The sequence below is a fragment of the Streptomyces sp. M41(2017) genome (assembly GCF_002078175.1).
Taxonomy (GTDB): domain Bacteria; phylum Actinomycetota; class Actinomycetes; order Streptomycetales; family Streptomycetaceae; genus Streptomyces.
The window spans coordinates 1,508,191-1,530,702 of record NZ_MWFK01000002.1; the positions used below are offsets into that span (position 1 = coordinate 1,508,191).

General features: G+C 73.5%; 20 protein-coding genes. 11 read left to right on the forward strand and 9 right to left on the reverse strand.

Going from position 1 to position 22,512, the window contains the following annotated elements; genetic code table 11:
- The first annotated feature begins 13 nt into the window (after nucleotides 1-13).
- The 3 genes from B0675_RS32385 (at nucleotide 14) to B0675_RS32395 (ending at nucleotide 5,787) form a co-directional block, all read left to right on the forward strand.
- Nucleotides 14-1,462: an SWIM zinc finger family protein gene (locus tag B0675_RS32385; protein WP_107482890.1), complete on the forward strand. Its 1,449-nt coding sequence runs from the start codon at nucleotides 14-16 to the stop codon at nucleotides 1,460-1,462.
- Complete coding sequence (locus B0675_RS32390) at nucleotides 1,459-4,113, forward strand: DUF6493 family protein (protein ID WP_081223165.1); 2,655 nt, start codon at nucleotides 1,459-1,461, stop codon at nucleotides 4,111-4,113. Before B0675_RS32385 ends, B0675_RS32390 begins: the two co-directional genes overlap by 4 nt.
- A 210-nt stretch (nucleotides 4,114-4,323) precedes the next feature.
- Nucleotides 4,324-5,787, forward strand: a complete 1,464-nt coding sequence (locus tag B0675_RS32395) for a GNAT family N-acetyltransferase (RefSeq protein ID WP_081223166.1) — start codon at nucleotides 4,324-4,326, stop codon at nucleotides 5,785-5,787.
- A gap of 127 nt (nucleotides 5,788-5,914) precedes the next feature.
- Here B0675_RS32395 and B0675_RS32400 read toward each other — a convergent pair whose 3' ends face one another.
- Complete coding sequence (locus B0675_RS32400; RefSeq protein WP_081223167.1) at nucleotides 5,915-7,132, reverse strand: PLP-dependent transferase; 1,218 nt, start codon at nucleotides 7,130-7,132, stop codon at nucleotides 5,915-5,917.
- A 60-nt stretch (nucleotides 7,133-7,192) separates the two neighbouring features.
- Here B0675_RS32400 and B0675_RS32405 point away from each other — a divergent pair, with 60 nt between their 5' ends.
- Both B0675_RS32405 and B0675_RS32410 read left to right on the forward strand, forming a co-directional pair.
- Nucleotides 7,193-7,699: an Lrp/AsnC family transcriptional regulator gene (locus B0675_RS32405; RefSeq protein ID WP_081223168.1), complete on the forward strand. Its 507-nt coding sequence runs from the start codon at nucleotides 7,193-7,195 to the stop codon at nucleotides 7,697-7,699.
- A 63-nt stretch (nucleotides 7,700-7,762) separates the two neighbouring features.
- Complete coding sequence (locus B0675_RS32410; protein WP_081223169.1) at nucleotides 7,763-9,454, forward strand: DUF885 domain-containing protein; 1,692 nt, start codon at nucleotides 7,763-7,765, stop codon at nucleotides 9,452-9,454.
- Between the two features lie 50 nt (nucleotides 9,455-9,504).
- On the opposite strand, the gene B0675_RS32415 is transcribed toward B0675_RS32410, so the two are convergent.
- Together B0675_RS32415 and B0675_RS32420 are read right to left on the reverse strand one after the other, a co-directional pair.
- Nucleotides 9,505-10,020, reverse strand: a complete 516-nt coding sequence (locus tag B0675_RS32415) for an immunity 21 family protein (protein WP_081223170.1) — start codon at nucleotides 10,018-10,020, stop codon at nucleotides 9,505-9,507.
- A 120-nt stretch (nucleotides 10,021-10,140) separates the two neighbouring features.
- A complete protein-coding gene (locus B0675_RS32420; RefSeq protein WP_081223171.1) occupies nucleotides 10,141-10,674 on the reverse strand; it encodes a rhodanese-like domain-containing protein in 534 nt (177 codons plus the stop codon).
- Between the two features lie 181 nt (nucleotides 10,675-10,855).
- Here B0675_RS32420 and B0675_RS32425 point away from each other — a divergent pair, with 181 nt between their 5' ends.
- Complete coding sequence (locus tag B0675_RS32425; protein WP_081223172.1) at nucleotides 10,856-11,302, forward strand: Lrp/AsnC family transcriptional regulator; 447 nt, start codon at nucleotides 10,856-10,858, stop codon at nucleotides 11,300-11,302.
- 146 nt (nucleotides 11,303-11,448) lie between these two features.
- Here B0675_RS32425 and B0675_RS32430 read toward each other — a convergent pair whose 3' ends face one another.
- The 5 genes from B0675_RS32430 to B0675_RS32450 all read right to left on the reverse strand — a co-directional run bounded on the left by B0675_RS32430 (nucleotide 11,449) and on the right by B0675_RS32450 (nucleotide 17,807).
- Nucleotides 11,449-14,451, reverse strand: coding sequence for an SMC family ATPase (locus tag B0675_RS32430; RefSeq protein WP_081223173.1), 3,003 nt, complete (start codon nucleotides 14,449-14,451; stop codon nucleotides 11,449-11,451).
- Between the two features lie 55 nt (nucleotides 14,452-14,506).
- Nucleotides 14,507-15,670 (reverse strand): exonuclease SbcCD subunit D, encoded by a 1,164-nt coding sequence (locus B0675_RS32435; protein WP_081223174.1) that lies wholly within the window; start codon nucleotides 15,668-15,670, stop codon nucleotides 14,507-14,509.
- A 138-nt stretch (nucleotides 15,671-15,808) separates the two neighbouring features.
- Nucleotides 15,809-16,435 carry a YigZ family protein gene (locus B0675_RS32440; protein ID WP_081223175.1) on the reverse strand — a complete coding sequence of 209 codons (627 nt, stop codon included), beginning with the start codon at nucleotides 16,433-16,435 and terminating at the stop codon, nucleotides 15,809-15,811.
- Nucleotides 16,436-16,536: 101 nt separating this feature from the next.
- On the reverse strand, nucleotides 16,537-17,079 hold the full coding sequence (locus tag B0675_RS32445; RefSeq protein ID WP_081224014.1) for a histidine phosphatase family protein: 543 nt from the start codon (nucleotides 17,077-17,079) through the stop codon (nucleotides 16,537-16,539).
- Nucleotides 17,076-17,807: a hypothetical protein gene (locus B0675_RS32450; RefSeq protein WP_081223176.1), complete on the reverse strand. Its 732-nt coding sequence runs from the start codon at nucleotides 17,805-17,807 to the stop codon at nucleotides 17,076-17,078. Before B0675_RS32450 ends, B0675_RS32445 begins: the two co-directional genes overlap by 4 nt.
- A 244-nt stretch (nucleotides 17,808-18,051) precedes the next feature.
- Here B0675_RS32450 and B0675_RS32455 point away from each other — a divergent pair, with 244 nt between their 5' ends.
- Both B0675_RS32455 and B0675_RS32460 read left to right on the forward strand, forming a co-directional pair.
- Nucleotides 18,052-18,459, forward strand: coding sequence for a CoA-binding protein (locus tag B0675_RS32455; protein WP_179165483.1), 408 nt, complete (start codon nucleotides 18,052-18,054; stop codon nucleotides 18,457-18,459).
- A gap of 90 nt (nucleotides 18,460-18,549) precedes the next feature.
- A complete protein-coding gene (locus B0675_RS32460) occupies nucleotides 18,550-19,059 on the forward strand; it encodes a GNAT family N-acetyltransferase (RefSeq protein ID WP_081223178.1) in 510 nt (169 codons plus the stop codon).
- 15 nt (nucleotides 19,060-19,074) lie between these two features.
- On the opposite strand, the gene B0675_RS32465 is transcribed toward B0675_RS32460, so the two are convergent.
- Entirely contained in the window at nucleotides 19,075-19,923 is an 849-nt protein-coding gene (locus B0675_RS32465; protein ID WP_081224015.1) for an alpha/beta hydrolase, read from the reverse strand.
- 179 nt (nucleotides 19,924-20,102) lie between these two features.
- On the opposite strand from B0675_RS32465, the gene B0675_RS32470 reads away from it, so the two are divergent.
- The 3 genes from B0675_RS32470 to ppk2 are packed head-to-tail and all read left to right on the forward strand — an operon-like array spanning nucleotide 20,103 to nucleotide 22,485.
- On the forward strand, nucleotides 20,103-21,257 hold the full coding sequence (locus B0675_RS32470; protein WP_081223179.1) for an inorganic phosphate transporter: 1,155 nt from the start codon (nucleotides 20,103-20,105) through the stop codon (nucleotides 21,255-21,257).
- A 19-nt stretch (nucleotides 21,258-21,276) separates the two neighbouring features.
- The gene (locus B0675_RS32475) at nucleotides 21,277-21,522 is read left to right on the forward strand and encodes a hypothetical protein (RefSeq protein ID WP_081223180.1); all 246 of its coding nucleotides are present in this window, start codon (nucleotides 21,277-21,279) and stop codon (nucleotides 21,520-21,522) included.
- A 57-nt stretch (nucleotides 21,523-21,579) separates the two neighbouring features.
- The gene (gene ppk2 / locus B0675_RS32480; protein ID WP_081223181.1) at nucleotides 21,580-22,485 is read left to right on the forward strand and encodes a polyphosphate kinase 2; all 906 of its coding nucleotides are present in this window, start codon (nucleotides 21,580-21,582) and stop codon (nucleotides 22,483-22,485) included.
- Nucleotides 22,486-22,512 lie beyond the last annotated feature (27 nt).

The following is a 22,512-nucleotide window of genomic DNA, read 5'->3' on the forward strand; positions in this document are numbered from 1 at the left end:
CTACGGTTTTTCCATGACGCGATCTTTGCAGGCCGTGGCCTACACCCGACCCTCCGCGCTGGAATCCGCACCGGGCGGGCGGCGCCTGGGACTTGAGACCTCGCGGGGTGCGACGCCCGCGGGCATCGAGGACCATCCACGGTTCTTCGCAGGCTTCCTGACGTCCCCTCAAGTGGCGGCGGCGGGTCTTCTGGCGGTGGCGGACGTCGCGTCCGCCCGGTACTACCAGCGGGAGCTGCGCGCGTCACTGGACCCGGTGGTGACGGGGAACGGCGACCGGCTCCGCTTCGAGTCCTTCTCCGGCTGCGGCGGGGTGTACGCACGGCTGGACGTGCTGGACGCGGGTCTGGACGGCGGCGAGGTCGGGCACGGGACGACCAACGTCGACGTCAACAACCCGCTGCGTGAGGCACTGTCCCGGATCGGCGGGGACGACCCGCTGCATCTTCGGGTCGGCCCCGACGAGATGGCCGTGACCACGCTGGACGGCCCGGTCGTCGAGAAGAAGGTGCCGCTGCCCGACCGCTGGCTGCGGGGGTTCGCCGAGGCCCAGGTGATCGCGGCGGGCTTCGATCTGCGCGCCGAGCTGCCTGCCGCGGAGGCGGTGCGGTTCCTGCGTTCCCTGCCGCGCGGCACCGCACTCGGGGCCTCCGGCGGACCGCGATGGGTGGTCCCGGCCGGCCGGAGTCTGCGTCCGACGACGCGTCCGGTCCCCGGCGCGGTCTGCCTGCCCGGTCCGGAGCGGTTGATCGCCCTCCAGCGGGTGCTGCGCCATGCCATGGCCCTGCGGGTGTACGGCCCGCCGGTCACCGGGGACGCCGTCGCGGCGGGCGCCTGGGAAGCGGTGCTGCCGGGCATGCGGCTCACTCTGACGCTCTCGCCGGACGCCTCACGCGGTTTCTCCGGGGAGGGCGGGGTGCTGGACGCGCTGGCCACCGACGAGGCCGCCGAGGACGCCGAGTTGATCGCCGTCCTGCTGGCCTGGGAGCCACGGGTCGACGTGGGCGACCTGGCCGCCTCGTCCGGCCTGACCGCCGAGCGGGTGCGGGCCGCCCTGGTCCGGCTGGGCACGTCGGGCCGCGTCGGGTACGACACCGCGGAAGCGGCCTACTTCCACCGGGAACTGCCGTACGACGCGGGGCGGGTGGAGCGCCACAACCCGCGGCTGCGCTCGGCGCGGGCCCTGGTCGCCGCGGGCGCGGTCGCCCTGGACGGCGGCCTCGGCACGGTGACCGCCGACGACGGGCACGTGCACCGCGTCCGCGACACCGCCGGGACGCTGAGCTGCTCCTGTCTCTGGTGGGCGAAGTATCGCGGGGGGCGCGGCCCCTGCAAGCACGCGCTGGCCGTACGGATGGTGCGGCGGGGCGCGCGGGGTGGCCGTGCGGAGGACCCGGCGCGGGCCGGTGCGGGACGCGAGGGACTCGCGGGAATCCAGGTCGAGGGGGGCGAGGGACGATGAGCGGCGAAGCACTGCTGAAGGCGGTACGGGCGGGGTCGACGGCGCAGGCCGTCGGTCTTCTGGACGGGATGACGGACGGTGAACGCCGGGCCGCTCTGCCCGCCTTGAAGGATCTGCGCAAGGAGTTGCGGGCGGCGCCGTGGAACGCCGAATCCCGGACGGCGTATCCCGCGCTGCACGCGGCGGGGGCGGCCTGTCACACGGGTGCCGCGGCGGCGGCCGCGTGGATCGCCGGAGCGGACATGCGCTGGTCCCAGGGGTCCCCCGGTGTCCTCCTGCACGTACTGGGCGACCGGGAGTCGGACTGGCTCGCCGACGTCACCCACCGGCTGGCCGCCCGGCCGGTGGCGTCCGGGCTCCCGTTCGCGCTGCTCTCGGGGCTGGTGAGGCTGTCCGGCAGCCCGACCCCGACGACCGACGCCTACGTCCGGGGCTGGTTCGAGAACATCGGCACCGGGTGGCAGGGCACCGGCTCCGTGGCCGAGCGGCTGCGGCAGGACCCGGACACGGCCAGGATGGTCACGGCCTTCTTCGAGTCGCCGCAGGCGGCGGGGGAGATCGCCTGGCGGTTCGGCGACGGCCCGGGCAGCTGGTACAACGCGCTGGCGACGGTGACGCGGGAGGGCGTCCTCGACCGGAAGGTCATGATGGACGCCTGTGTGGCGCGGTTGCTGCGCGGCGGCCCGGTCGCCGACCAGCGGGTCTTCCTGCGCCTGTTGACGTGCCTTGCTCCCACCCGGGACGAGGAGCGGGAGCGAACCGCCGACTGGACGGCGCTGGCCTGCGAGGCCACCCCGGCCGTCGCCGGGCACGCCCAGTCGGTCCTCGCCTCGCTCGCCCTGGACGGCGAGTTGACGTCCGGGCAGCTGGCGGAGCTGTCCTCGGGCGTGCTCTTCAGGACCGAGAAGAAGCTGGTCCGGGCTCAACTCGTCCTCCTCGGCAAGGTCCTCAGGCGCGATCCCGCCGCGACGGAGGTCCTGCTGCCCGCGGTGGCGCAGGCGTTCGGGCAGGAGGACACGGACCTGCAGGAGCGCGCCCTGAAGCTGGTGGAGCGCCACCTCTCCGCCCTGCCCCCGAAGGGCGGCGCCCGCGATCGGCTCGGCGAGCTCGCGGCGGATCTGAGCCCGGGGCTGCGGCTTCGGGCCCGGCAGCTCCTGGGCGACGAGGCGCTGGACTCCGTGTCCGTTGTCGAGGACGAGATCCTGCCTGCCGTTCCCGAGCGGCCACGGCTGGCGGCGGCGCCGGAATCGGCGGCCGAACTGGCCGAGGAGGTCGGCGCGCTGCTCGTCTCCGGTGGCGACGTGGCCGCGTTCGAGCGCGCCCTGGACGGACTGGTCCGGCACGCCCACCGCGACCGGGAGGATCTGGTGGCGGCGCTCGACCCGGTGGTCGCGCGCCGCTGGTGGAAGGACGCCGCATCGTGGCACTCCACGGGGAACGGACCGTTCGGCCTGTCGCCGCACGGCCTGGACGTCGTCGTCGCGGCGGTGTTCGAGGCGGTCGGGATGCACACACTGCACGCCGCGGTCCAGCGGGGCAGCACGGAGGCGAACTGCCGGCACAGCGGCCCTGCCCGGGCTTTCGAGGCGCGCCTGTGGGAGGTGGCGTACCGCATCCGCACCGAGCCCCTGCCGTTCCTGCTGGCCACTCCCACCTGGGGCACCGGACTCCTGGAGGCCGACGAGCTGGTCGCCCGCCTCACCGAGTACCGCAGGCTCGACACCCGGCCGGGAGCGGCCGACTTCGCCCAGGCGCTCCTGCGCGTCCGCCGCGACGACCCGGCGACGGCGGCGGCAGCCGCGGCGCGGGCGCGGGCCCTCGGCAGTCCGGAGGGATACCGGCTGGCCCAGTGGCTCACCTCCGAGGCGTCCCCGCCGCCCGCGATCCGGCGGCGGACATCGGGCACCCGCGTCCTCGTCGAGATCGGTGAACTGGAGGAGATCCAGGGCCTGTTCCCTCCGGAGTTCCGGCTGCTGGGCCGCCCCTTCGCCCTGTCCAAGCACCGTTGGTACTGCCGGCACTGGGACACAGCGGACCGACAGCACTGGCTGGCCGTCGTCCCGGGGCGGCGGGAGCTTCTGGCGGCGCGCCTGCTGCACGACATCAGCACCGTCGCCGTGGACGAGAGCCGTGGCGGGGCCGCGGTCCTGCCGCTCCTCGCCGAGGCCGACGGCACGGCCGGCGAGGCGCTGCACCTGGCCGTCGCGTACGGCCTCGCGGCCCGTCACCCGGAGGACCGGCTCGCCGCCGTGGACGCCCTGCTGGTCCTCGCCGCGCGGGGACACCTGGACGCGGGGCGGCTCGGCTCGGATCTCGGGGAGCTGGTGGAGCGGGGTGCCTTGAAGCCGTCCCGGCTGGCGGAGTCGATACGGACGGCGGCGGCCACGGGTGCGCACTCCACCGTGTGGTCCGTGCTGCGCGTCCTGCTGCCGAGTCTGCTGTCCGGGCTCGCGGTGGACCCGTCGTCGGGCGCCGGTCCGGTGCGCGGGCTCGGCGACCTGCTGGCCGTCGCCGCCGACTGCGCCGAGAGGTCCGGGGCGCGCGGCGCTCTCGACCATCTGTCGCGGGCCGCCGAGCGGCGCGGCTCGTCCCGAGTGGTCGTGCAGGCGCGCCGCCTGAGGACGGCGCTGGCGCAGGAGGACGCCGCCTGACGGAGGGGCGCCCGGAGCCCGGATCCGCCCCCGCTCCGCCCCTGCACCGCGTGCGCGCGCTGACCGGGCCCGCACACCCGCGTGCACGTTCGAGGTAAAGATCCTCAAAAAAGAACTACAAAAGGGGCAGAGTGACACTTAACCGATCAGTCACAAAGCGTTCGTGATCACGCAACACCGTTCCTTCACAGTGTCGGTATGACTCCAGACATGTCTGATGTGACGCGTGCGAAGCACGGACGCCCCGTCCACCACTGGCGACGCGATGTCGTCGAACTCGCCGCGCTCTTCACGGCCGTGGCGGTCGCCGACGGTGTGGCCAACCTGATCGGGCACGGGCCGGACGGCCCCGCCCTGCTGGCGATCTCGGCGGTGCTCCTGGTCGCCACGGCCGGGTTCCACACATGGTGGGCACGCCGCCACGGTCACGCACCGCCGACGGGCGATACCGGCGCCCGGCCGCTCGCCGAACGGCGAGCGGCCGGGCCGTCCGACGAACAGGAGCAGCGCGAGGGGCCCGGCACGCCTGAGGCCGCCGGGGAGACCGTGCTGTGGCGCATGCGCACGACGGTCGAGGACACCCCGGGTTCGCTGGCCAGGCTGTGCGCCGCCCTCGCCCACCGACAGGTCGACATCCTGAGCCTGCAGACGCACCCCCTGGCGGACGGCACGGTGGACGAACTCCTGCTGCGCGCGCCCGCCGAGCTGGCCGCGTCCGAGATCACCCGTGACGTGGCACGGGCGGGCGGCACCGCCACCTGGATCGAGCGCGCGGACGCCCACGACCTCGTGGACGCACCGACCCGAGTGCTGGGACTGGCCACCCGTACCGCTCTCGATACTTCCGAACTCCCTCTCGCCCTGCGGCAGTTGCTCGGCCGCTGCACCATCCGCTCCCTGCCCGCCAAGTCGCCCCTCTCGGGACGGTCGGCGGAGGGAGCTCCCGTCGAGGGGGCGCTGGAGGGCACGGTGATGCGGCTGCGGGCGCCCGAGGGCGGAGTCATCACGGTGGAGCGGCCGTACCTGCCCTTCACCCCCACCGAGTTCGCGCGGGCGCGTGCGCTGGTGGAACTGGACGCGCGGCTCGGTCCGCGGGTCCCCGGCGGCAGGGACCTGCTGACGCTTCCGCAGGGCAACGCGATCACCGTGCGGCGCGCCGACATCTCCGACGTCGAGGCGGCCAAGGCGATGCACGAGCGCTGCTCGCCGCGCACGCTGGGCATGCGGTATCACGGCCCGGTCGGTGACGCCGACCGCTATCTCAACCACCTGCTCAGCCCCAGCTTCGGCCGCACCCTCGCCGTGCAGACGGCGTCGGGCCGGATCGTCGGACTCGGCCACCTCCTCTGGGACGGCGACGAGACGGAGGTCGCCCTCCTCGTCGAGGACGAGTGGCAGCGACGCGGCATCGGGACCGAACTGATCGGCCGCCTGGTGACGATGGCGGTGGAGGCAGGCTGCGAGAGCGTGTACGCCGTCACGCAGGCCTCCAACACCGGCATGGTCGCCGCGATGCGCAGTCTGGGACTCCCCCTCGACTACCAGATCGAGGAGGGCACCCTCGTCATCACCGCCCGTCTGGAGACGACGCCGCTGACGACGTCGCTGCTGCCGTACGAGCAGGGCGTCGGCGAGGGCCGGGAGCAGCAGGGGACGCGAGCGGTCCGGGGCTGACCCGGGAGCCGGTGAACGGGCGTGCCCGTTCACCGGCGGGGCGAAGGCGGCGGGCGGCACCCACGGGAGGACTCGCCGCCGCCTCGCCCGTCCCCGCGCCCAAGCCCCACCCGCACCCCCGAACCCCTCAGCCGCCGCTCGTGAACCCGAGCGCGCCGTCCAGGTCGGACCACAGGTCGTCGACGTCCTCCAGGCCCACCGACAGGCGCAGCAGCCGGTCGCTGACGCCCGCGTCATGGCGGTCCTCGGTGGGCACGATGCGGTGACTGATGGATGCCGGGTGCTGGATGAGGCTGTCCACACTGCCGAGGCTCACGGCCGGGGTGATGAGCCTGACCCCGGCGATGACGTCGTGCGGGTCGCCGTGCACCTCGAACGCGATCATGGCGCCGCCGATGCGCGGGTAGTGGACGCGGGCCACGCGCGGGTCGTCGGCCAGCCGGCGGGCGAGTTCGGCGGCGTTCGAGGACGCGGCCCGGACCCGTACCGGCAGGGTCGACAGGCCGCGGAGCAGCAGATAGCCGGCCAGCGGGTGCAGGACGCCGCCCGTCGCGAACCGCACCTGGCGCAGCCCCCGGGCGAACTCCTCGTCGCACGCCACCACCCCGGCCATGACGTCGCCGTGTCCGCCGAGGTACTTGGTGGCGCTGTGCAGGACCAGCCGCGCGCCCAATTCGACGGGGCGTTGCAGCACGGGGGTGGCGAAGGTGTTGTCGGCGAGGAGCGGGACGGAACCGCAGGCGTGCGCGACGGCCCGGAGGTCGAGTTCGGCGAGCGTCGGGTTGGCGGGCGACTCGACCATGACGAGACCTGTGTCCGGACGCAGGGCGTCGGCGATTCCGGCCGGGTCGACCCAGGTGACCTCGGAGCCGAGGAGCCCCGCCGTGAGCAGGTGGTCGCTGCACCCGTACAGAGGCCGGACGGCGACGACATGGCGCAGGCCCATCGCGTTCCGTACCAGCAGCACGGCGCTGAGTGCGGCCATGCCGCTCGCGAACGCGACCGCGCTCTCGGTGCCTTCGAGGCGCGCGAGGGCCGTCTCGAAGCGGGCCACGGTCGGGTTGCCGAGGCGGCCGTAGACGGGCGGGCCTTCGGGTTCTGCGCCCTCGGCGGCGAACGCGTCGATGCGGGCCGCCTCCCCGCGACTGTCGTACGAGGGATAGGTGGTGGACAGGTCGATCGGTGCCGCGTGCAGGCCGAGGGCGGCCAGATCCTCCCGGCCGGCGTGCACGGCCTCGGTGGCGAGGGCCCGGGGGCGGGCGACGGAAGCGGCGCCGGTTCCCCGCCGGTCGTCGCGGGCGTCGGCGTCGTACGCGTCTGCGGTGTCGTACACAACGGAGTCCATGGGAGGAAGCCTGAACACCCGACGGGGTTCGGGCGCCGCATCCCGTGTTACGTTCGCGCCATGGCCGATTCCGTCGTACTCGATCCGGTCGATCTTCATCTGCTGCGGCTGTTGCAGAACGACGCCCGGACGACGTACCGGGATCTCGCGGCGCAGGTGGGTGTCGCGCCCTCGACCTGCCTGGACCGCGTGACGCGGCTGCGGCGGGCGGGGGTGATTCTCGGCCATCAGCTGCGGCTGGACCCGGCGAAGCTGGGGCGGGGGCTCGAAGCCCTGCTGTCCGTGCAGGTCCGGCCGCACCGACGGGAGTTGGTGGGCCCGTTCGTGGACCGGATCAGGCTGCTGCCGGAGTCCCGGACCGTCTTCCACCTCACCGGCCCGGACGACTACCTCATCCACGTCGCGGTCGCGGACATGGCGGATCTTCAGCGGCTGGTGCTCGACGAGTTCACCTCCCAGCGCGAAGTGGCCCGCGTCGAGACGCGGTTGATCTTCCAGCAGTGGGACTGCGGACCGCTGCTGCCCCCGGCTCCGGCAGGGTCGTCACCGGCGGCGAAATCCGGTTGATGCGGTGACCGGACCGGCGGACCGGGGCTGACGCGGCGGCCGTCCCCGTACGAGGATGGCCGCATGTCACAGACGAAGAAGCCGCTGCCCCGCGAGGTCGCCGACGCGTACGTCGACGAGCTCACCGCCCTCGATCCGGTCCTCGGTACCTATCTCGGGGTTCCGGAGAGCTACGGCAGGCTCCCCGACACCTCGCCCGCCGGCCAGGAGGCCGTCGCCGAACTGGCGCGCGTCACACTCGCCCGGCTCGACGAGGCCGAGCGGCAGCCCGGAGCGGAGCGTGACATCGAGCGCCGCTGCGGCCGGCTGCTGCGAGAGCGGCTCACCGCCGAACTCGCCGTCCACGACGCCGGCGAGGGCCTGCGGGCGGTCGGTAACCTGCACACCCCGGTGCATTCGGTGCGGCAGGTCTTCACACTGACCCCGACCGGGACGGACGAGGACTGGGCCACCGTCGCCCAGCGGTTGCGGGCGGTACCGGCCGCGCTCACCGGCTACCGCGAGTCGCTCGCCCTCGGCCTGGACCGCAAGCTGTACGCGGCCCCGCGCCCGGCCGCCACGTTCATCGAACAGCTCACCGAGTGGTCGGACACGGACGGGCAGGGGCGCGGCTGGTTCGAGGACTTCGTCTCGGCGGGCCCGGCGTCGCTGCGCGAGGAGCTGGACACGGCGGCGCGGACCGCGACGGAGGCGCTGCTCTCCCTGCGGGACTGGATGCGCGACGTGTACGCGCCGACGATCGAGGGCGCGTCCGAGACGGTGGGCCGCGAACGGTACGCGCGGCTCGCGCGCTACTTCAACGGCACGGATCTCGACCTGGACGAGGCGTACGCGTACGGCTGGGCCGAGTACCACCGGCTTCTCGCCGAGATGAGGACGGAGGCCGAGAAGATCCTGCCCGGCGCGTCGACACCGTGGGTGGCGCTCGCGCACCTCGACGAGCACGGCCGGCACATCGAGGGGGTCGACGAGGTCCAGGCCTGGCTCCAGGGGCTGATGGACGAGGCGATCACGGCCCTGGACGGCACCCACTTCGAACTGGCCGAGCAGGTCAAGCGGGTGGAGTCGCGCATCGCCCCGCCCGGCAGCGCCGCCGCCCCGTACTACACGGCCCCCTCGCAGGACTTCTCGCGCCCGGGACGCACCTGGCTGCCCACGATGGGAGCGACCCGCTTCCCGGTCTACGATCTCGTGTCGACCTGGTACCACGAGGGCGTGCCCGGCCATCACCTGCAGCTCGCCCAGTGGGTGCACGTGGTCGATGACCTGTCCCGCTACCAGTCCGGCGTCGGCCGGGTCAGCGCCAACTGCGAGGGCTGGGCGCTGTACGCGGAGCGCCTGATGGACGAACTGGGGTTCCTCACGGACGCGGAGCAGCGGCTCGGCTACCTCGACGCGCAGATGATGCGGGCCGCCCGCGTCATCATCGACATCGGGATGCACCTGGGGCTGGAGATCCCGGCCGACTCGCCGTTCCACCCGGGCGAGCGCTGGACGCCGGACCTGGCGCAGGAGTTCTTCGGCGCGCACAGCAGTCGTCCCGCGGACTTCGTGGAGAGCGAGCTGACCCGCTACCTCACGATGCCCGGGCAGGCCATCGGTTACAAGATCGGCGAGCGCGCCTGGCTGCTGGGCCGCGAGAACGCGAAGCGGCGCCACGGTGACGCCTTCGACGCCAAGGCGTGGCACATGGCCGCCCTGTCGCTGGGGTCGCTCGGACTGGACGATCTGGTCGAGGAACTGTCCCGGCTCTGACCGCGGCGTGCGGAGCGGCCCTGCCGGCGAGGGCCGCTCCGCACCATGCGTCAGTGCGCGAGCCGACGCAGCTGGACGAGCCCCACCCACGTCTCGGGGCCCGGCTCGACATGGGCCGCGCGCACCCCGTACCGGCCCGGCGCGAGGGCCACCTTCAGGTGGTCGGTGCGCTCGGAGGCCGGGCCCGGCCACGCGGCGTCGAAGAGGACGACGGGGCCGGGCACGTTCCACTGCACCTCCGGATCCCACACGGCCGTCGCGAGGGCCGCCGGGACGACGGCGAGGAGTTCGTCCTCGGACTCGGCGGCGCTCCACCGTACGAAGACGCCGTGCTCGGGGAGGTAGGAGGTCGAGGCGGGTTCGTCGCCGAGGACCAGGGCCCTGGAGTCACCGACCGGTACGAGCCCGATGAAGCCCTCGACATCGCAGGCCCGGTCGTAGTCGGAGGACGACTCGTCGCCGTCCGCCCCCGACCAGAACGGCAGGACCGCTTCCGGGATCGCTATGAGCGGCCCGCCGCCCGACTCCACCCACTCGACCGCACCGGGCTCCGCGTATCTGACCATGGGCAGAAGCTACACGGCGCGCGCCGGCACCCGTTCGGCAGGCGCCCCGAAGCCGCCCGGTACCGCGCCGGTGAGGCCGTGAACTCCCAATTGGCGTCCCTCAGAACCTTGTTGGGACACTCAGCAACCGCAGTCGTCCGTGTCCACGGGTGACGTCAACGGGTCGGCGGCGCGGCGCTCCCGCCCCTGCCAGGTCTCGAACTCGAAGCCCTCGCGCGCCCAGTACTCGAAGCCACCGAGCATCTCCTTGACCTGATAGCCCAGTTCGGCGAGAGCGAGTGCCGCCCGGGTTCCGCCGTTGCAGCCGGGGCCCCAGCAGTACGTGACGACGGGTACGGACCGGTCCAGCAGGTGCCCGGCCTGACCGGGGATGAGAGCGGTCGGCAGGTGGACCGCGCCGGGAACGTGTCCCTGGTCCCAGGACGCGGTGGAGCGGGCGTCGAGAACGACGAATCCGGGGTCCTCGCCGGTGGAGAGGGCCGCCGCCACGTCGGACACGTCCGCGTGGAAGGCGAGGCTCGTCCCGAAGTAGGCCGCCGCGGCGGCCGGCGAGGCGGGCGCGACGCGCAGAACGGGGTTCGCCGGTGCGGCCTCCGGAGTCGCAGCGGTGTCGGTTGCCGTGTCGGCAGTGCTGCCGGCAGTGGTGACAGTCATGGTCTGGCCTTCCACCCGTGTCCCGTCGGCCCGGTGCCGCCGTCGCCACCCCGGTGCCTGTGCCGCACCGGTCCCGCGGGACTTCCTGACCAGAAATCTACGGTCGTCGATCGCCGTCCTGAAGCGGCGATCCACGGCATCGCTCTTGATCCGCCGGGGATTCGGCTGGTATTCATCAACAGTGACCGCGTATTCCCCGGACGCCACCGACTGGCGCATCCTCGACGTCCTCCAGCGGGAGGGCCGGGCCAGCTTCGCCGACCTGGCCCGTGCCGTCTCCATGTCCGCGAGCGCCGTCACCGAGCGGGTGCGGCGCCTGGAGGAGGCGGGCGTCATCCAGGGGTACGCGGCCGTCGTCGCGCCGGAGAGTCTGGGGATGCCGATCCTCGCCTTCGTGCGGCTCCGGTATCCGAACGGCAACTACAAACCGTTCCACGACCTCGTCGAGGCGACGCCCGAGATTCTCGAGGCGCATCATGTGACCGGCGACGACTGCTTCGTCATCAAGGTCGCGGCGCGTTCGATGACCCACCTGGAGACGGTGGCGGGCAGGATCGGCACGCTGGGCTCGGTGACGACGAGCGTCGTCTACTCCTCGCCGCTGCCCCGCCGCCCGCTGGGCCTCTGACGCCGACGCGGTGCACGCGGCCGGTCGGGCTGACGCGAACGGGCGTGGAAAGGCGCCGGGCCGGCGGGCAGGTGTCCGCCTCGGCGCAGGCCGCTGGGGTTGACGCACCCGGCGTCCCCGGCCTCACCACCCGGTGAGCGCCCCGCTCACCCCTCGCCGCCCCGCTGCCGTACGACCGACCCCGTCCTCCCCTTCACCACCTCCAGCTGGGCGTGGATCCGCCGGCGCAGGTCGGCGACATGGCTGACGATGCCGACGCTGCGGTCGCGCTCGCGCAGCGAGTCGAGGACGTCGAGGACCTCGTCGAGGGTCTGGTCGTCGAGACTGCCGAAGCCCTCGTCGATGAAGAGCGTGTCGAGCCGGACCCCGCCGGCCTCGTCGGTCACGACGTCCGCGAGACCCAGGGCGAGGGCGAGGGAGGCGAAGAACGTCTCGCCGCCCGACAGGGTCGCCGTGTCACGCTCGCGTCCGGTCCACGCGTCCACGACGTGCAGCCCGAGCCCGCTGCGGCCCCGGCCGGCCCGGTCGTCGGAGTGCACCAGGGTGTAGCGCCCGGAGGACATGCGCTGCAGCCGTACGGTCGCGGCGGCGGCGACCTGCTCCAGGCGGGCGGCGAGGACGTACGACTCCAGACGCATCCTGCGTTCGTTGTCCGCCGACGTGCCCGCGGCGAGACCGGCCAGCCCGGCCACCCGGTCGTACTCCGCGCGCAGCGGGGCGAGCCGGACCACTCCCCTGAGGGCCCGGGCGGAGAGGCCGTCCAGCTCCGTGCAGCGACGAGCCGCCGCGTCCTGCGTCGAGGCTGCCTCCCGCAGGCGGCGGTCGGCGGCTTCGGCGGCCCGCTCGGCGGCGGGCAGCTCAGCGGGCGGGCGGCGGGCGGCGTCCGCGGTGTCGGCCTCGGCGAGCACGGCACGGACCGCCGACTCCTCGAACTGCCATGCGTCGAGCCTTCGTTGGAGGTCGCGGTGGGCCTCGTCGTCGAGCAGCGCGTCGGCTGCGGCCCGAGGGGTCTCGAACCCGACGCGGAAGGCGGCGTCGGCGAGGCGCGCGTCGGCGTCCTTCAGTCGCTGCGCGGTGTCCTCGAACGCGCGGGCGCAGTCGGCCGCCTCGGTGAGGAGCGCGGCCTGCCGCTCCAGCTGGGCGGCCCGCACGGCCACGCTCACGGCGGCAGCACGCGCCTGCTCCAACTCCTCTTCCAGTGCGACCTTCTCGCGGTCGAGGGCGTCCCTGAGCGAGGCGCGTGAGGCGACCCGGCGGGAGGCTTCCTGCTGGGAGGCCAGCCGCTGCCGGTGCTCCCGCTCGGCCTGTTCGCGCGCCTCGCGAGCCGCGTGCAGCCCGGAGGCCGCTCTGCGCGCCTGGTCGAGGTGCCGCTCCAGTTCCTCTGCCTCTTCGGCGAGTTGCCCGGTCGGCGCGTCTCCGGCCTCGGCCGTGGCGGCGGCCAGGGCCTCGCGGACGACACCGAGGCGCCGCTCCGCCTCGGCCCGCTCCTCGTCGGCGCGCTGGTAGGCGGCGAGGGCACGCTCCTCCGTCTCGCGGTCGACGTGTCCCGCGATCTTCCGCGCGGGGGCGGGGTGTTCGGTGGCACCGCAGACGGCGCAGGCCTCCCCCTCGACGAGGCCGGCCGCGAGTTCGGCGGCGATGCCCTGGAGGCGCTGCTCCTTCAGGTCGAGCCACCGGGTGCGGGCCTCGGTGGCCGTCTCGCGCGCGGTGAGGGTCCGCTCGTGGGCGTCCTCGGTGTCCCGGGCGAACGCGTCGCGCGCGCGGGCGGCACCGAGCCGCTTGATCGCGGGGTCGCGCCGCAGGCCGAGCTGTTCTGCGCGGGAGGCGGCGTCCTGCGCGGCTTCGATCCGCGTCTCGATGTCCGCGCGCAGGTTCTCCCAGTCGGCCAGCCAGCTCTCGGTGTCCTGGAGGACGTCCTCGTCGGCCCGCTCCTGGCGGTCCAGGTCGGTGCGCTCCGTGCCGAGCTCGGTGAGGCGGCGCTCGGCGCGGCGTGCCGACGCGAGGCCGCCGAGCTCCTCGGCGGCCTTGCGTGCGGCGGCGGCCAGCCCCGGGGCTCCGGCCCCGGCGAAGGTCTCCGGCAGATCCGCCCGCGCGCGGGTCTCCGCGTCGGCCGCCCGCCGGTGCTCGGCCTCGGCCGCCTCGCGCAGGTCGAGCGCGGGAGCGACGGCCTCGGCCTTGCGGGCGCGCTCCATCCGCGTCCGGGCGTCGCGGTGGGCTTCGGCGCGGTCCTCCAGGCGTGCGGCCCGCTCCCGTGCTTCGGTGAACCGGCGCTGCAGCCGGTCCACTTCACGTACCTCGTCCAGTGCACGGTCCGCCGCCGCCTGCGCCGACTCGGCGGCCCGGCGCGCGCAGTGGGCGATGGTCGAGCGCTCGCGCGCGGCGCTGCGGGCCACCGCCGCCCAGGCGAGCACGGACTCGGCGAGACCCGGATCCCCCGGGGCCAGGTCGGGGAACGGAATCTCGGTGATGTCCCCGGCCTCCTGGTGCATGCGGTGCGCGTCGGCGAGCAGCGCGGCGTCACCGGACCGCACCTCGGCCTCGGTGGCCCGGCGCCGCTCGGCGAGGCGCTTCTCCACCTCCGCGAACCGGTGGGTGTCGAAGAGCCGGCCGAGCAGCTTGCCGCGGGCCTCGGCGTCGGCACGCAGGAAACGCGCGAAGTCTCCCTGGGGCAGCAGCACGACCTGGCAGAACTGCTCACGGCTCATGCCGAGCAGTTGGGTGATCTCCTCGCCGATCTCCTGGTGGGAGCGGCTGAGGTCCGTCCACGCGCCGGCGGCGGAGTCGTAGGCGCGCAGCCAGCTCTGCGCCTTCTCGGTCGTGGTGCCGGTGCCGCGCTTCTTGGGGCGTGCCCAGGGCGGTTGCCGGGTGACCTCCAGGCGCCTTCCGGCGACGGTGAGTTCGACGCGGACCTCGGTGCGGGTGGCGGGGGCCGCGTGGTCGCTGCGCAGGCCGAGGCCCTGACCGCTCTGCCGGGCGCCGGGGACCGCGCCGTACAGCGCGAAGCAGACGGCGTCGAGCACGGAGGTCTTGCCGGCGCCCGTCGGGCCGTGCAGCAGGAAGAGTCCGGCGGCGGACAGCTCGTCGAAGTCGACCCGCTGGGTGCCGCCGAAGGGGCCGAAGGCGGTGATGTCCAGGCGGTGCAGCCTCATCGGGTCCTCTCGGTGTCCGGGCGTGCGGTCGCAGGGGGGTGCGGCGGGCGGGATGTCACCGGGCGGTCTCCCGTACGGTCTCGTCGGCGCGGACGGCGTCGAACGCGTCCCGCAGCACGGCCTGTTCGCTGGGGTCGGGGCCCGCCCCGCGCACGTGCGCGACGAAGTCCTCGGCGATCTCCTGCTCACTGCGGCCGGCGAGGCGCCGCGCGTACGAGACGTCGGGGTCCTGTGGAGCGCGCTCGGGGTCGAAGACGAGGCTGAGCGTGTGCGGGAAGCGCTCGGTCAGGCGGGCCATGGGATCGGCGGGCCGCACCGGGTCGGTGAGGGTGGCCTCGACCCAGGCGTCCTCGTGACGCGCGAGGCCGGGGTCGGCGAGCAGGTCCTCCAGGTGGCCGCGGACGCGGGCGAGGCCGCGTGGCACGGGGCAGTCGATCCGCTCCGCGTCCAGGGAGCCGTCGGGCCCGAGGTCCACCAGCCACATGGTCTTGCGGTGGTCGGCCTCCGAGAAGGAGTACGGCAGGGGCGAGCCCGAGTAGCGCACACGCTCGCTGATGGTCTGGCTGCCGTGCAGGTGGCCGAGGGCGGTGTAGTCGACGCCGTCGAAGACCCCTGCGGGCACGGAGGCGACCCCGCCGACGGTGATGTCCCGCTCGCTGTCGCTCACCGCGCCGCCGGTGACAAAGGCGTGGGCGAGGACGACGGAGCGGGTGCCCGGCGGGCGCGTGGCGAGGTCGGCGCGGACCCGGTCCATGGCGGCGGCCAGCACGGCTTCGTGGCCCGGCTTGTCCACGCCGAACTCGTCCTTCACGAGGGCCGGTTCGAGGTAGGGCAGGCCGTAGAAGGCGATGTCGCCGTGGCCGTCGGTGAGCACCACGGGTGTGCCGCAGGCCGTGGCGTCGGTCCGCAGGTGGATGCCCGCCCGGTCGATGAGCCCGGCACCGACACCGAGGCGTCGCGCGGAGTCGTGGTTGCCGGAGATCATGATCGTGGGCACGCCGAGGTCGGCCAGCCGGTGCAGCGCGTCATCGAAGAGCTGGACGGCGGCGAGCGGCGGGACGGCACGGTCGTACACGTCTCCCGAGACGACCACGGCGTCCGCCTCGCGCTCGCGGGCGGTGTCGACGAGATGGCCGATGAACCCGGCCTGGGCGTCGAGCATGTTCACCCGGTGGAACGCCCGGCCCAGATGCCAGTCGGAAGTGTGCAGGAGCCTCATGATCCCCGAAGGGTAACGGCCGGGTCTGACATCACGGGCGGTTACTCCCGTATCAGCCCGTCATGACCGCAGGGGAGTTGACCGTTTCGTCCGGTTCGCGCCGCCTGTCACACGTCCCGGTCGGCCTCTCCGCCCGTGTCACACGTCTCCGTAGGCCTCTCCGCCCAGCTCGAACCCGGCCGTCCCCGCCGTGGTGTCGGCCAGCCAGGCGCGGAACGCGTCCACGTCGGCGTCCGGCAGCCCGATCTCGATGGTGACCGCCTCGCCGTAACGAACATCACGCACCTCGCGCCCGGTGGAGCGGAGATCGTTCTCTACCTTGCCGGCCCGCTGGTGGTCGACGGTGACGGTCGCCAGCCGGAACCGGCGCCGGGTGATGGTGCCCAGTTCGTCCAGCGCCTCGCCCACCGAGCCGCCGTACGCCCTGATCAGTCCACCGGCGCCGAGCTTGATCCCGCCGTAGTAGCGGGTGACGACGGCGACGACGTACCGCATGTCGCGGCGCAGCAGCATCTGGAGCATGGGGACGCCCGCGGTGCCGCCCGGTTCGCCGTCGTCGCTCGCCTTCTGCACGGCCGCGTCGGCTCCGATGACGTAGGCGGAGCAGTTGTGGCTCGCGTCGGCGTGCCGCTTGCGGACGGCGGCGATGAAGTCCTGGGCCTCCTGCTCGGTGGCGGCCGGGGCGAGGGCGCACAGGAAGCGGGAGCGGTTGATCTCGGTCTCGTGCACACCCGCGCGGGCCACGGTGCGGTACTCGTCCAGCATCGTCCCAGCGTATGCGCTGTACGCGCGCGTGCCCGACGGCGGTGCCCGCCCGACCGGAACCGGGGGGGCGCGGGGGGGCGGCGACCGGCCGGCGCGGCGGATCAGGCCTTCTTGCCGCGTGGCACGGTGACGTCCGTCAGGAGTGCCGTGCCGGGTGCCAGTTCGTGCCACCCCGCGCCGTGCCAGACGAGGACCGCGACGGCCGACGTCGGGTACTTCGTCCTGACCTGGTCGAGTGTGTCGTCGAATCCGTCACCGGCGAGTGTGAGGATCAGTTCCTCCAGCCCGGGGTTGTGTCCGATCAGCAGCAACGTCCGCACCCCTTCGGGGACTTCGCGTACCGCTTCGAGTAGCTCGGGTACGTCCGCCGCGTACAGCCGTTCGTCGACCCGTACCGGCGGCGGCGTGCCCCACTGGTCGGCCGCGAGTTCCCAGGTCCGGCGGGCGCGCACGGCGGTGGAGCAGAGCGCGAGGTCGGGGATCCAGTCGGCTTCGGCCAGCGCGCGTCCGGCCGCGGGCGCGTCCCGCAGTCCGCGCGGCGCGAGAGGGCGCTCGTGGTCGGGGACTCCGGCCGGGTAGGCGGACTTCGCGTGCCGCAGTACGACGAGCCTGCGCCGCGGGCCCGCCTGGGCGCGCCGGTTCACCACGCCGAACCGATCTCGCGGGTGAGTTCCAGGCCGAGCAGCCGGTCGGCGTAGGCGTAGGACTCGAAGCGCGCTCCCTCCGCGAGGTCCGACGTCTCGATCCACCCCAGCACGTCCAGGACGGCGGGGACGTCCAGGTCGTCCTCCCAGGCGGTGCGCAGCCGCAGGCGTACGTCGTCGGGGACGGCCTTGGACGGCCGGGTGGCCCAGTGAGCGACGGCGGCACGCCGGCGCTCGAGGGTGCTCTCGGCGTCCGCCAGGGCCGCCGCGTCGAGACGGAGGGGCCGGTCCCTGGGAGGTGCGAGCAGTGCCAGGCGCAGGACGGTGGGGTCGGCGGGTGCGGGAACCGGGCCGCCGCCGGTGTCGACCGGCGCCACCTCGAAGCGGACGGCGTCCGTCGCCGTTCCGCCCGCGGCGCACACCTCGACCGTCTGGGTGGCCACCGGTCCCGTCCCCGTGTCGTGATGCTCCTCGAAGGGCCGGATACCGAGTCCGGCAGCGCTCTCCCTCAGTCCGTCCGCGTGGGCAGGATCCTCGACCGACGTCAGGGTCGACCACACGGGATTGCCGCCGACCTCCAGGGCCCGCACCAGGACGTCGGCGCAGACCAGCACCCGCAGCGCCGTGGCGTCGAACGCGTCCACGCGCGCGTGGACCCGGACCAGACCGCGGCGGGCGCGGGCGGCGTCGATGAGTTCGCCCGTACGGGCGTCGAGGATACGGAGCACGGGCTGAGCCTAGGCCGGTGGGCGGCCGGGCGCGGGGAGGTCGGCGCCATTCCGGACGGGCGCTCCCGCCCGCGCGCCCCCGGGTGGCCCGGTCGCGCCGACTTCGCCGGTTCTCCGCCCTCCCGGCGGCGACGCCGTCGAACGACCCGGAACCGGCGGGAATCACCGCGTGACGCGAGCCGTTGTGCCTGGTGGGCGGCCGGATGGCCGAGCATCCATGTCAGGGACCACGAGGAGGCCGAGCGTGTACGGCGACCAGGCAACGATCCGCAAGATCCTCACCGAGCTGGGCGACACCTGGGCGATCGTCGGGCTCTCCTCGAACCAGCATCGCGCGGCCTACGGCGTGGCCGACGTCCTCCAGCGCTTCGGCAAGCGGATCGTGCCGGTGCACCCCAAGGCGGAGACGGTCCACGGGGAGAAGGGGTACGCGTCGCTGGCGGACATCCCCTTCGAGGTCGACGTCGTCGACGTCTTCGTCAACAGCGGGCTGGCCGGTCCGGTCGCGGACGAGGCCGTCACCATCGGAGCCAAGGGCGTGTGGTTCCAGCTGGACGTGATCGACGAGGGCGCCTACGAACGGACGCGCGCCGCGGGGCTCGACATGGTGATGGACCGCTGCCCCGCGATCGAGATCCCGCGTCTCGGCTGAATCGGCGGGCACGACGCCCCGGCACCGTCCGGACGGCCCTGCGCGCAAACGCCGTTGACGGCGGGCCGCGCGCGCGGGTTTCCTGCTCCGGTGCCCACACTGCGTATCGAGAAGCCCGACGACGACGCCCGTCTCACGGACTGGCAGCACGTCCACAACGTGATCGTGCCGCCCGCCGCCCTGTCGCTCGACGACGTGCGCGAGCGGGTCCGGCGCTACCGTCTGGAGGTCGCGTACGCGGGTGACGTCCTGGTGGGCTGCACGACCGTGCGCCCGCCGGCCGGGGACGGCGGGACCGCGACCGTCATCGCGCGCGTGCTGGCCGAGCACCGCGGACAGGGCTTCGGCGAGGAGCTGTACGCGCACGGCCTGGCCGAGGCCCGGGCGCTGGGTGCCGAGACGATCGAGACGGTGGTGCTCGCGGCCAACGAGGCGGGCCTGCGCTTCGCCCGACGCCACGGGTTCGTGGAGTTCGACCGGTACGTCCTGCCGGGCGAGACGGCGGAGTGGGTCGATCTGCGCCTGGCCCAGGGCCCGTTCCCCGCCTTCACCCCGCCCCTTCCTCCCGCAGACAGGTCCGGCAGGTCCGGAGCGTCCTGATGCGACCCCTTCCGCTCACTCCTGGCGGCCGAGGAAACCCTCGACCGTGTCCGTGAAGAGTCGCGGTTCGTCGAGCCAGGGGAAGTGGCCGGCCCCCGGCAGGACGGCCGACTCGGCCCGCGCGAAGAGGTCCGCGACGGTCGCGGCGACGCGTGGCAGAGGGCCGCTGTCCAGGGCGCCCGCGACGAGCAGCACCCGCACGTCCCAGGCGGCCACGACGGCCCGGGCCGCCGCGGGCCGGAAGGCGTCCGGTGTCGCGTAGCGGTCGGCGGCCTCCTCGTTCGTCTGGTCGAGGTCGGTCGCCGCGTGGGCGCGTGCGGCCGCGTCCCAACGGCCGTAGAAGAACGGGGCGGCCGCGTCGAAGTCGGCATCGCCGGCGGTGCCGGCCCAGATCCGTCCGTAGGCAGCGTGCGCACCCTCGAACCACGGTTCCCCCGCGCGGAGCGCCGCCCCCTCCGCCCGGTGCTCCGGCGTGAAGTCGACACCGAGGGCCCGGGCCCGAGCGGTGACGAGGGTGAGGGAGCGGACGCGGTCGGGGTGCCGGACGGCGTACAGCAGGGCCAGGTCGCCGCCCGCCGAGTGGGCGAGCAGATCGACCCGGTCGAGTCCGAGGTGCTGCCGGAACGCCTCCACGTCGTCGGCCTGGCGGTCGCAGCGGTACGTCGCCGGGTCGGCCGGACGGTCCGAGGCGCCGGTGCCCCGCAGGTCGAGCAGGCAGAGCCGGCGGTGACGGGCCAGCCCTCCGAGGTCGCCGAGGTAGGCGGAGGCGCGCATCGGCCCACCGGGCAGACAGAGCAGCGGCGGGCCCTCGCCCCTGCCGTGGTGGGCGAGTCGGGTTCCGTCGGATGCGGCGAAGGTCGGCATGGCCGTCATCCTGAACAGTTCGTCCGCTGCCGGGCAAGCGCTGTGACGGACCATCAGGGACGTCCGTGTGGCCGGGCGCCGTCCGATACGTCGTGAACACACGTCCATCTCGACTCGGCCATGCGTGCGCTTTGCCTCCGGTTCGCCCGGCGTACGCCTCCGATTGCTTTCATCGAGGGATGGACCACATCACGTTCCTCGTGGCGGTCGTCATCGTCACGGCTCTGGCCTTCGATTTCACCAACGGGTTCCATGACACGGCGAACGCGATGGCCACGTCCATCGCCACCGGCGCCCTCAGGCCCAGAACGGCCGTCCTCATCAGTGGTGTTCTGAACGTGGGCGGGGCGTTCCTGTCCACCGAGGTCGCCAGGACCATCTCCGGTGGGATCGTCGACGACACCCTCGTGACCCCCGGCATGATCTTCGCGGGCCTGGTCGGGGCGATCCTCTGGAATCTGCTGACGTGGCTGCTCGGGCTTCCGTCCAGTTCCTCGCACGCCCTGTTCGGCGGGCTCATCGGCGCGGTGTGGGTCGGCGCGGGTACGAAGGGCGTCCACTTCGACAAGGTGCTGGAGAAGATCCTGATCCCGGCGGTGGCCTCGCCGGTCGTCGCGGGCGTCGCCGCGCTCCTGGCCACCTACCTGGCGTACCGGATCACCGCCCGGGCCCGCGAGAAGTCGGTGACGAAGGGCTTCCGGCTCGGCCAGATCGCCTCCGCCTCGCTGGTGTCGCTGGCGCACGGGACGAACGACGCGCAGAAGACGATGGGCGTCGTCACGCTGACCCTGATCTCGTCGGGCGCGCTCGGCCACGACGCCGGCCCGCCGGTCTGGGTCATCGCGTCGGCGGGCCTCGCGATCGGTCTGGGCACCTACATCGGCGGCTGGCGGATCATCCGGACGATGGGCAAGGGACTCACGGACATCCAGTCACCCCAGGGCTTCGCGGCCGAGGCCGCCTCCACGACCGTGATCCTGACCTCGGCCCACCTCGGTTTCGCGCTGTCCACCACGCAGGTCTGCTCGGGGGGCATTCTCGGCGCCGGACTGGGAAGGCGGCTGGCCGAGGTGCGCTGGGGCACCGCGGGCCGGATGGCGGTCGCCTGGCTGGTGACCCTGCCGGCCGCCGCGCTGGTCGGCGGTGTGTCGGCGAGTGTGGTGAAGCACGGCGGAACGTTCGGCACCGTGGTGATCGCGCTCGTCGCGGTGGCCGTCGCGTCGTTCATCGTCGCCGCCTCACGCCGCAATCCGGTGCACGCATCGAACGTGAACGACGATCACCAGGTCACCGTCCGCACGGCCGCGCCGGCCGGCGTCGGCTCGGCCGCCTGAGTCAGGGAGAGTTCCGGACATGCATCTCGACTGGACCGCACTCGGCGAGGTCGCCGCGGTGAGCACGGGAGTCACCGTGGCCGTGGTCGTCGTCTTCGCCCTCGGTGTGCTCGGGCTCGCCCGCGTCGAGGCGGCCCGTGAAGGCGCCGCCGACACGGGCGCTTCCGGCGGCGCCCTGGGGATCACTCAGGCAGGGCTCTGCTTCCTGGCCTGCGCGGCCGTGGTGGCGTACGGGATCTATCTGATCGTGCCGCAGTTCCACTGACTCGGCGGGAAGAACCCGGTCGACGGGGAACGCGCGGGACGCGAAGGGGAGGGCCGGATGACGGAACTGCTGGCAGGCATGCGGGTCGACTACACCGACCACGACGACCCGGTGCTGATCCGGCCGGACGGAAGCACGGTCGACACCTGGCGGGAGAACTACCCGTACGAACAGCGGATGGAGCGCAAGGAGTACGAGTGGCACAAGCGGCTCCAGCAGATAGAACTGCTGAAGCTGCAGAGCTGGATCAAGGAGACGGGACGGCGGCTCGTCATCGTCTTCGAGGGGCGTGACGCGGCCGGCAAGGGCGGCACGATCAAACGCTTCACCGAACACCTCAATCCGCGCGGCGCCCGCGTCGTGGCCCTGGAGAAACCCACCGAGCGGGAACGCGGTCAGTGGTACTTCCAGCGGTACGTCGAGCATCTGCCGACGGCGGGCGAGATCGTGATGTTCGACCGGTCCTGGTACAACCGGGCCGGTGTGGAGCGGGTGATGGGCTTCTGCAGCGACGACGAGTACCGGCGCTTCATGCGGCAGGCGCCCGCGTTCGAGCGCATGCTCGTCGACGACGGGGTGGACCTGATCAAGTTCTGGTTCTCGGTCTCGCAGGGCGAGCAGCGCACCCGTTTCACGATCCGCCAGGTCGACCCGGTGCGGCAGTGGAAGCTCAGTCCGATGGACCTGGCCTCGCTGGACCGCTGGGACGACTACACGGCGGCCAAGGTCGCCATGTTCCGCGAGACGGACACCGAACAGGCGCCGTGGACGGTGGTGAAGAGCAACGACAAGAAGCGGGCCCGCGTCGACGCCATGCGCAGTGTGCTGGCCCGCTTCGCCTACGCGGACAAGGACGAGGAGGTCGTCGGGCTGCCCGACCCGAGCATCGTGGGCGCGGCGGCCAACCTGATGGAGGAGGGCGAGGACGACACGATGCCCTCGGCTGGACCCGCGGGGGCCTGAGTCCCGCTCGGCGGGTCCCGCGGGGTC

Bases quoted from the DNA above. Each gene is read 5' to 3' on its own strand.
- ppk2 (WP_081223181.1), top strand. From the start codon at position 21,580: ATGACGGAACTGCTGGCAGGCATGCGGGTCGACTACACCGACCACGAC.
- B0675_RS32400 (WP_081223167.1), bottom strand. From the start codon at position 7,132: ATGGACTCCGTTGTGTACGACACCGCAGACGCGTACGACGCCGACGCC.
- B0675_RS32465 (WP_081224015.1), bottom strand. From the start codon at position 19,923: ATGCCGACCTTCGCCGCATCCGACGGAACCCGACTCGCCCACCACGGC.
- B0675_RS32385 (WP_107482890.1), top strand. From the start codon at position 14: ATGACGCGATCTTTGCAGGCCGTGGCCTACACCCGACCCTCCGCGCTG.
- B0675_RS32430 (WP_081223173.1), bottom strand. From the start codon at position 14,451: ATGAGGCTGCACCGCCTGGACATCACCGCCTTCGGCCCCTTCGGCGGC.
- B0675_RS32395 (WP_081223166.1), top strand. From the start codon at position 4,324: ATGTCTGATGTGACGCGTGCGAAGCACGGACGCCCCGTCCACCACTGG.
- B0675_RS32405 (WP_081223168.1), top strand. From the start codon at position 7,193: ATGGCCGATTCCGTCGTACTCGATCCGGTCGATCTTCATCTGCTGCGG.
- B0675_RS32435 (WP_081223174.1), bottom strand. From the start codon at position 15,670: ATGAGGCTCCTGCACACTTCCGACTGGCATCTGGGCCGGGCGTTCCAC.
- B0675_RS32475 (WP_081223180.1), top strand. From the start codon at position 21,277: ATGCATCTCGACTGGACCGCACTCGGCGAGGTCGCCGCGGTGAGCACG.
- B0675_RS32390 (WP_081223165.1), top strand. From the start codon at position 1,459: ATGAGCGGCGAAGCACTGCTGAAGGCGGTACGGGCGGGGTCGACGGCG.
- B0675_RS32440 (WP_081223175.1), bottom strand. From the start codon at position 16,435: ATGCTGGACGAGTACCGCACCGTGGCCCGCGCGGGTGTGCACGAGACC.
- B0675_RS32470 (WP_081223179.1), top strand. From the start codon at position 20,103: ATGGACCACATCACGTTCCTCGTGGCGGTCGTCATCGTCACGGCTCTG.
- B0675_RS32420 (WP_081223171.1), bottom strand. From the start codon at position 10,674: ATGACTGTCACCACTGCCGGCAGCACTGCCGACACGGCAACCGACACC.
- B0675_RS32415 (WP_081223170.1), bottom strand. From the start codon at position 10,020: ATGGTCAGATACGCGGAGCCCGGTGCGGTCGAGTGGGTGGAGTCGGGC.
- B0675_RS32410 (WP_081223169.1), top strand. From the start codon at position 7,763: ATGTCACAGACGAAGAAGCCGCTGCCCCGCGAGGTCGCCGACGCGTAC.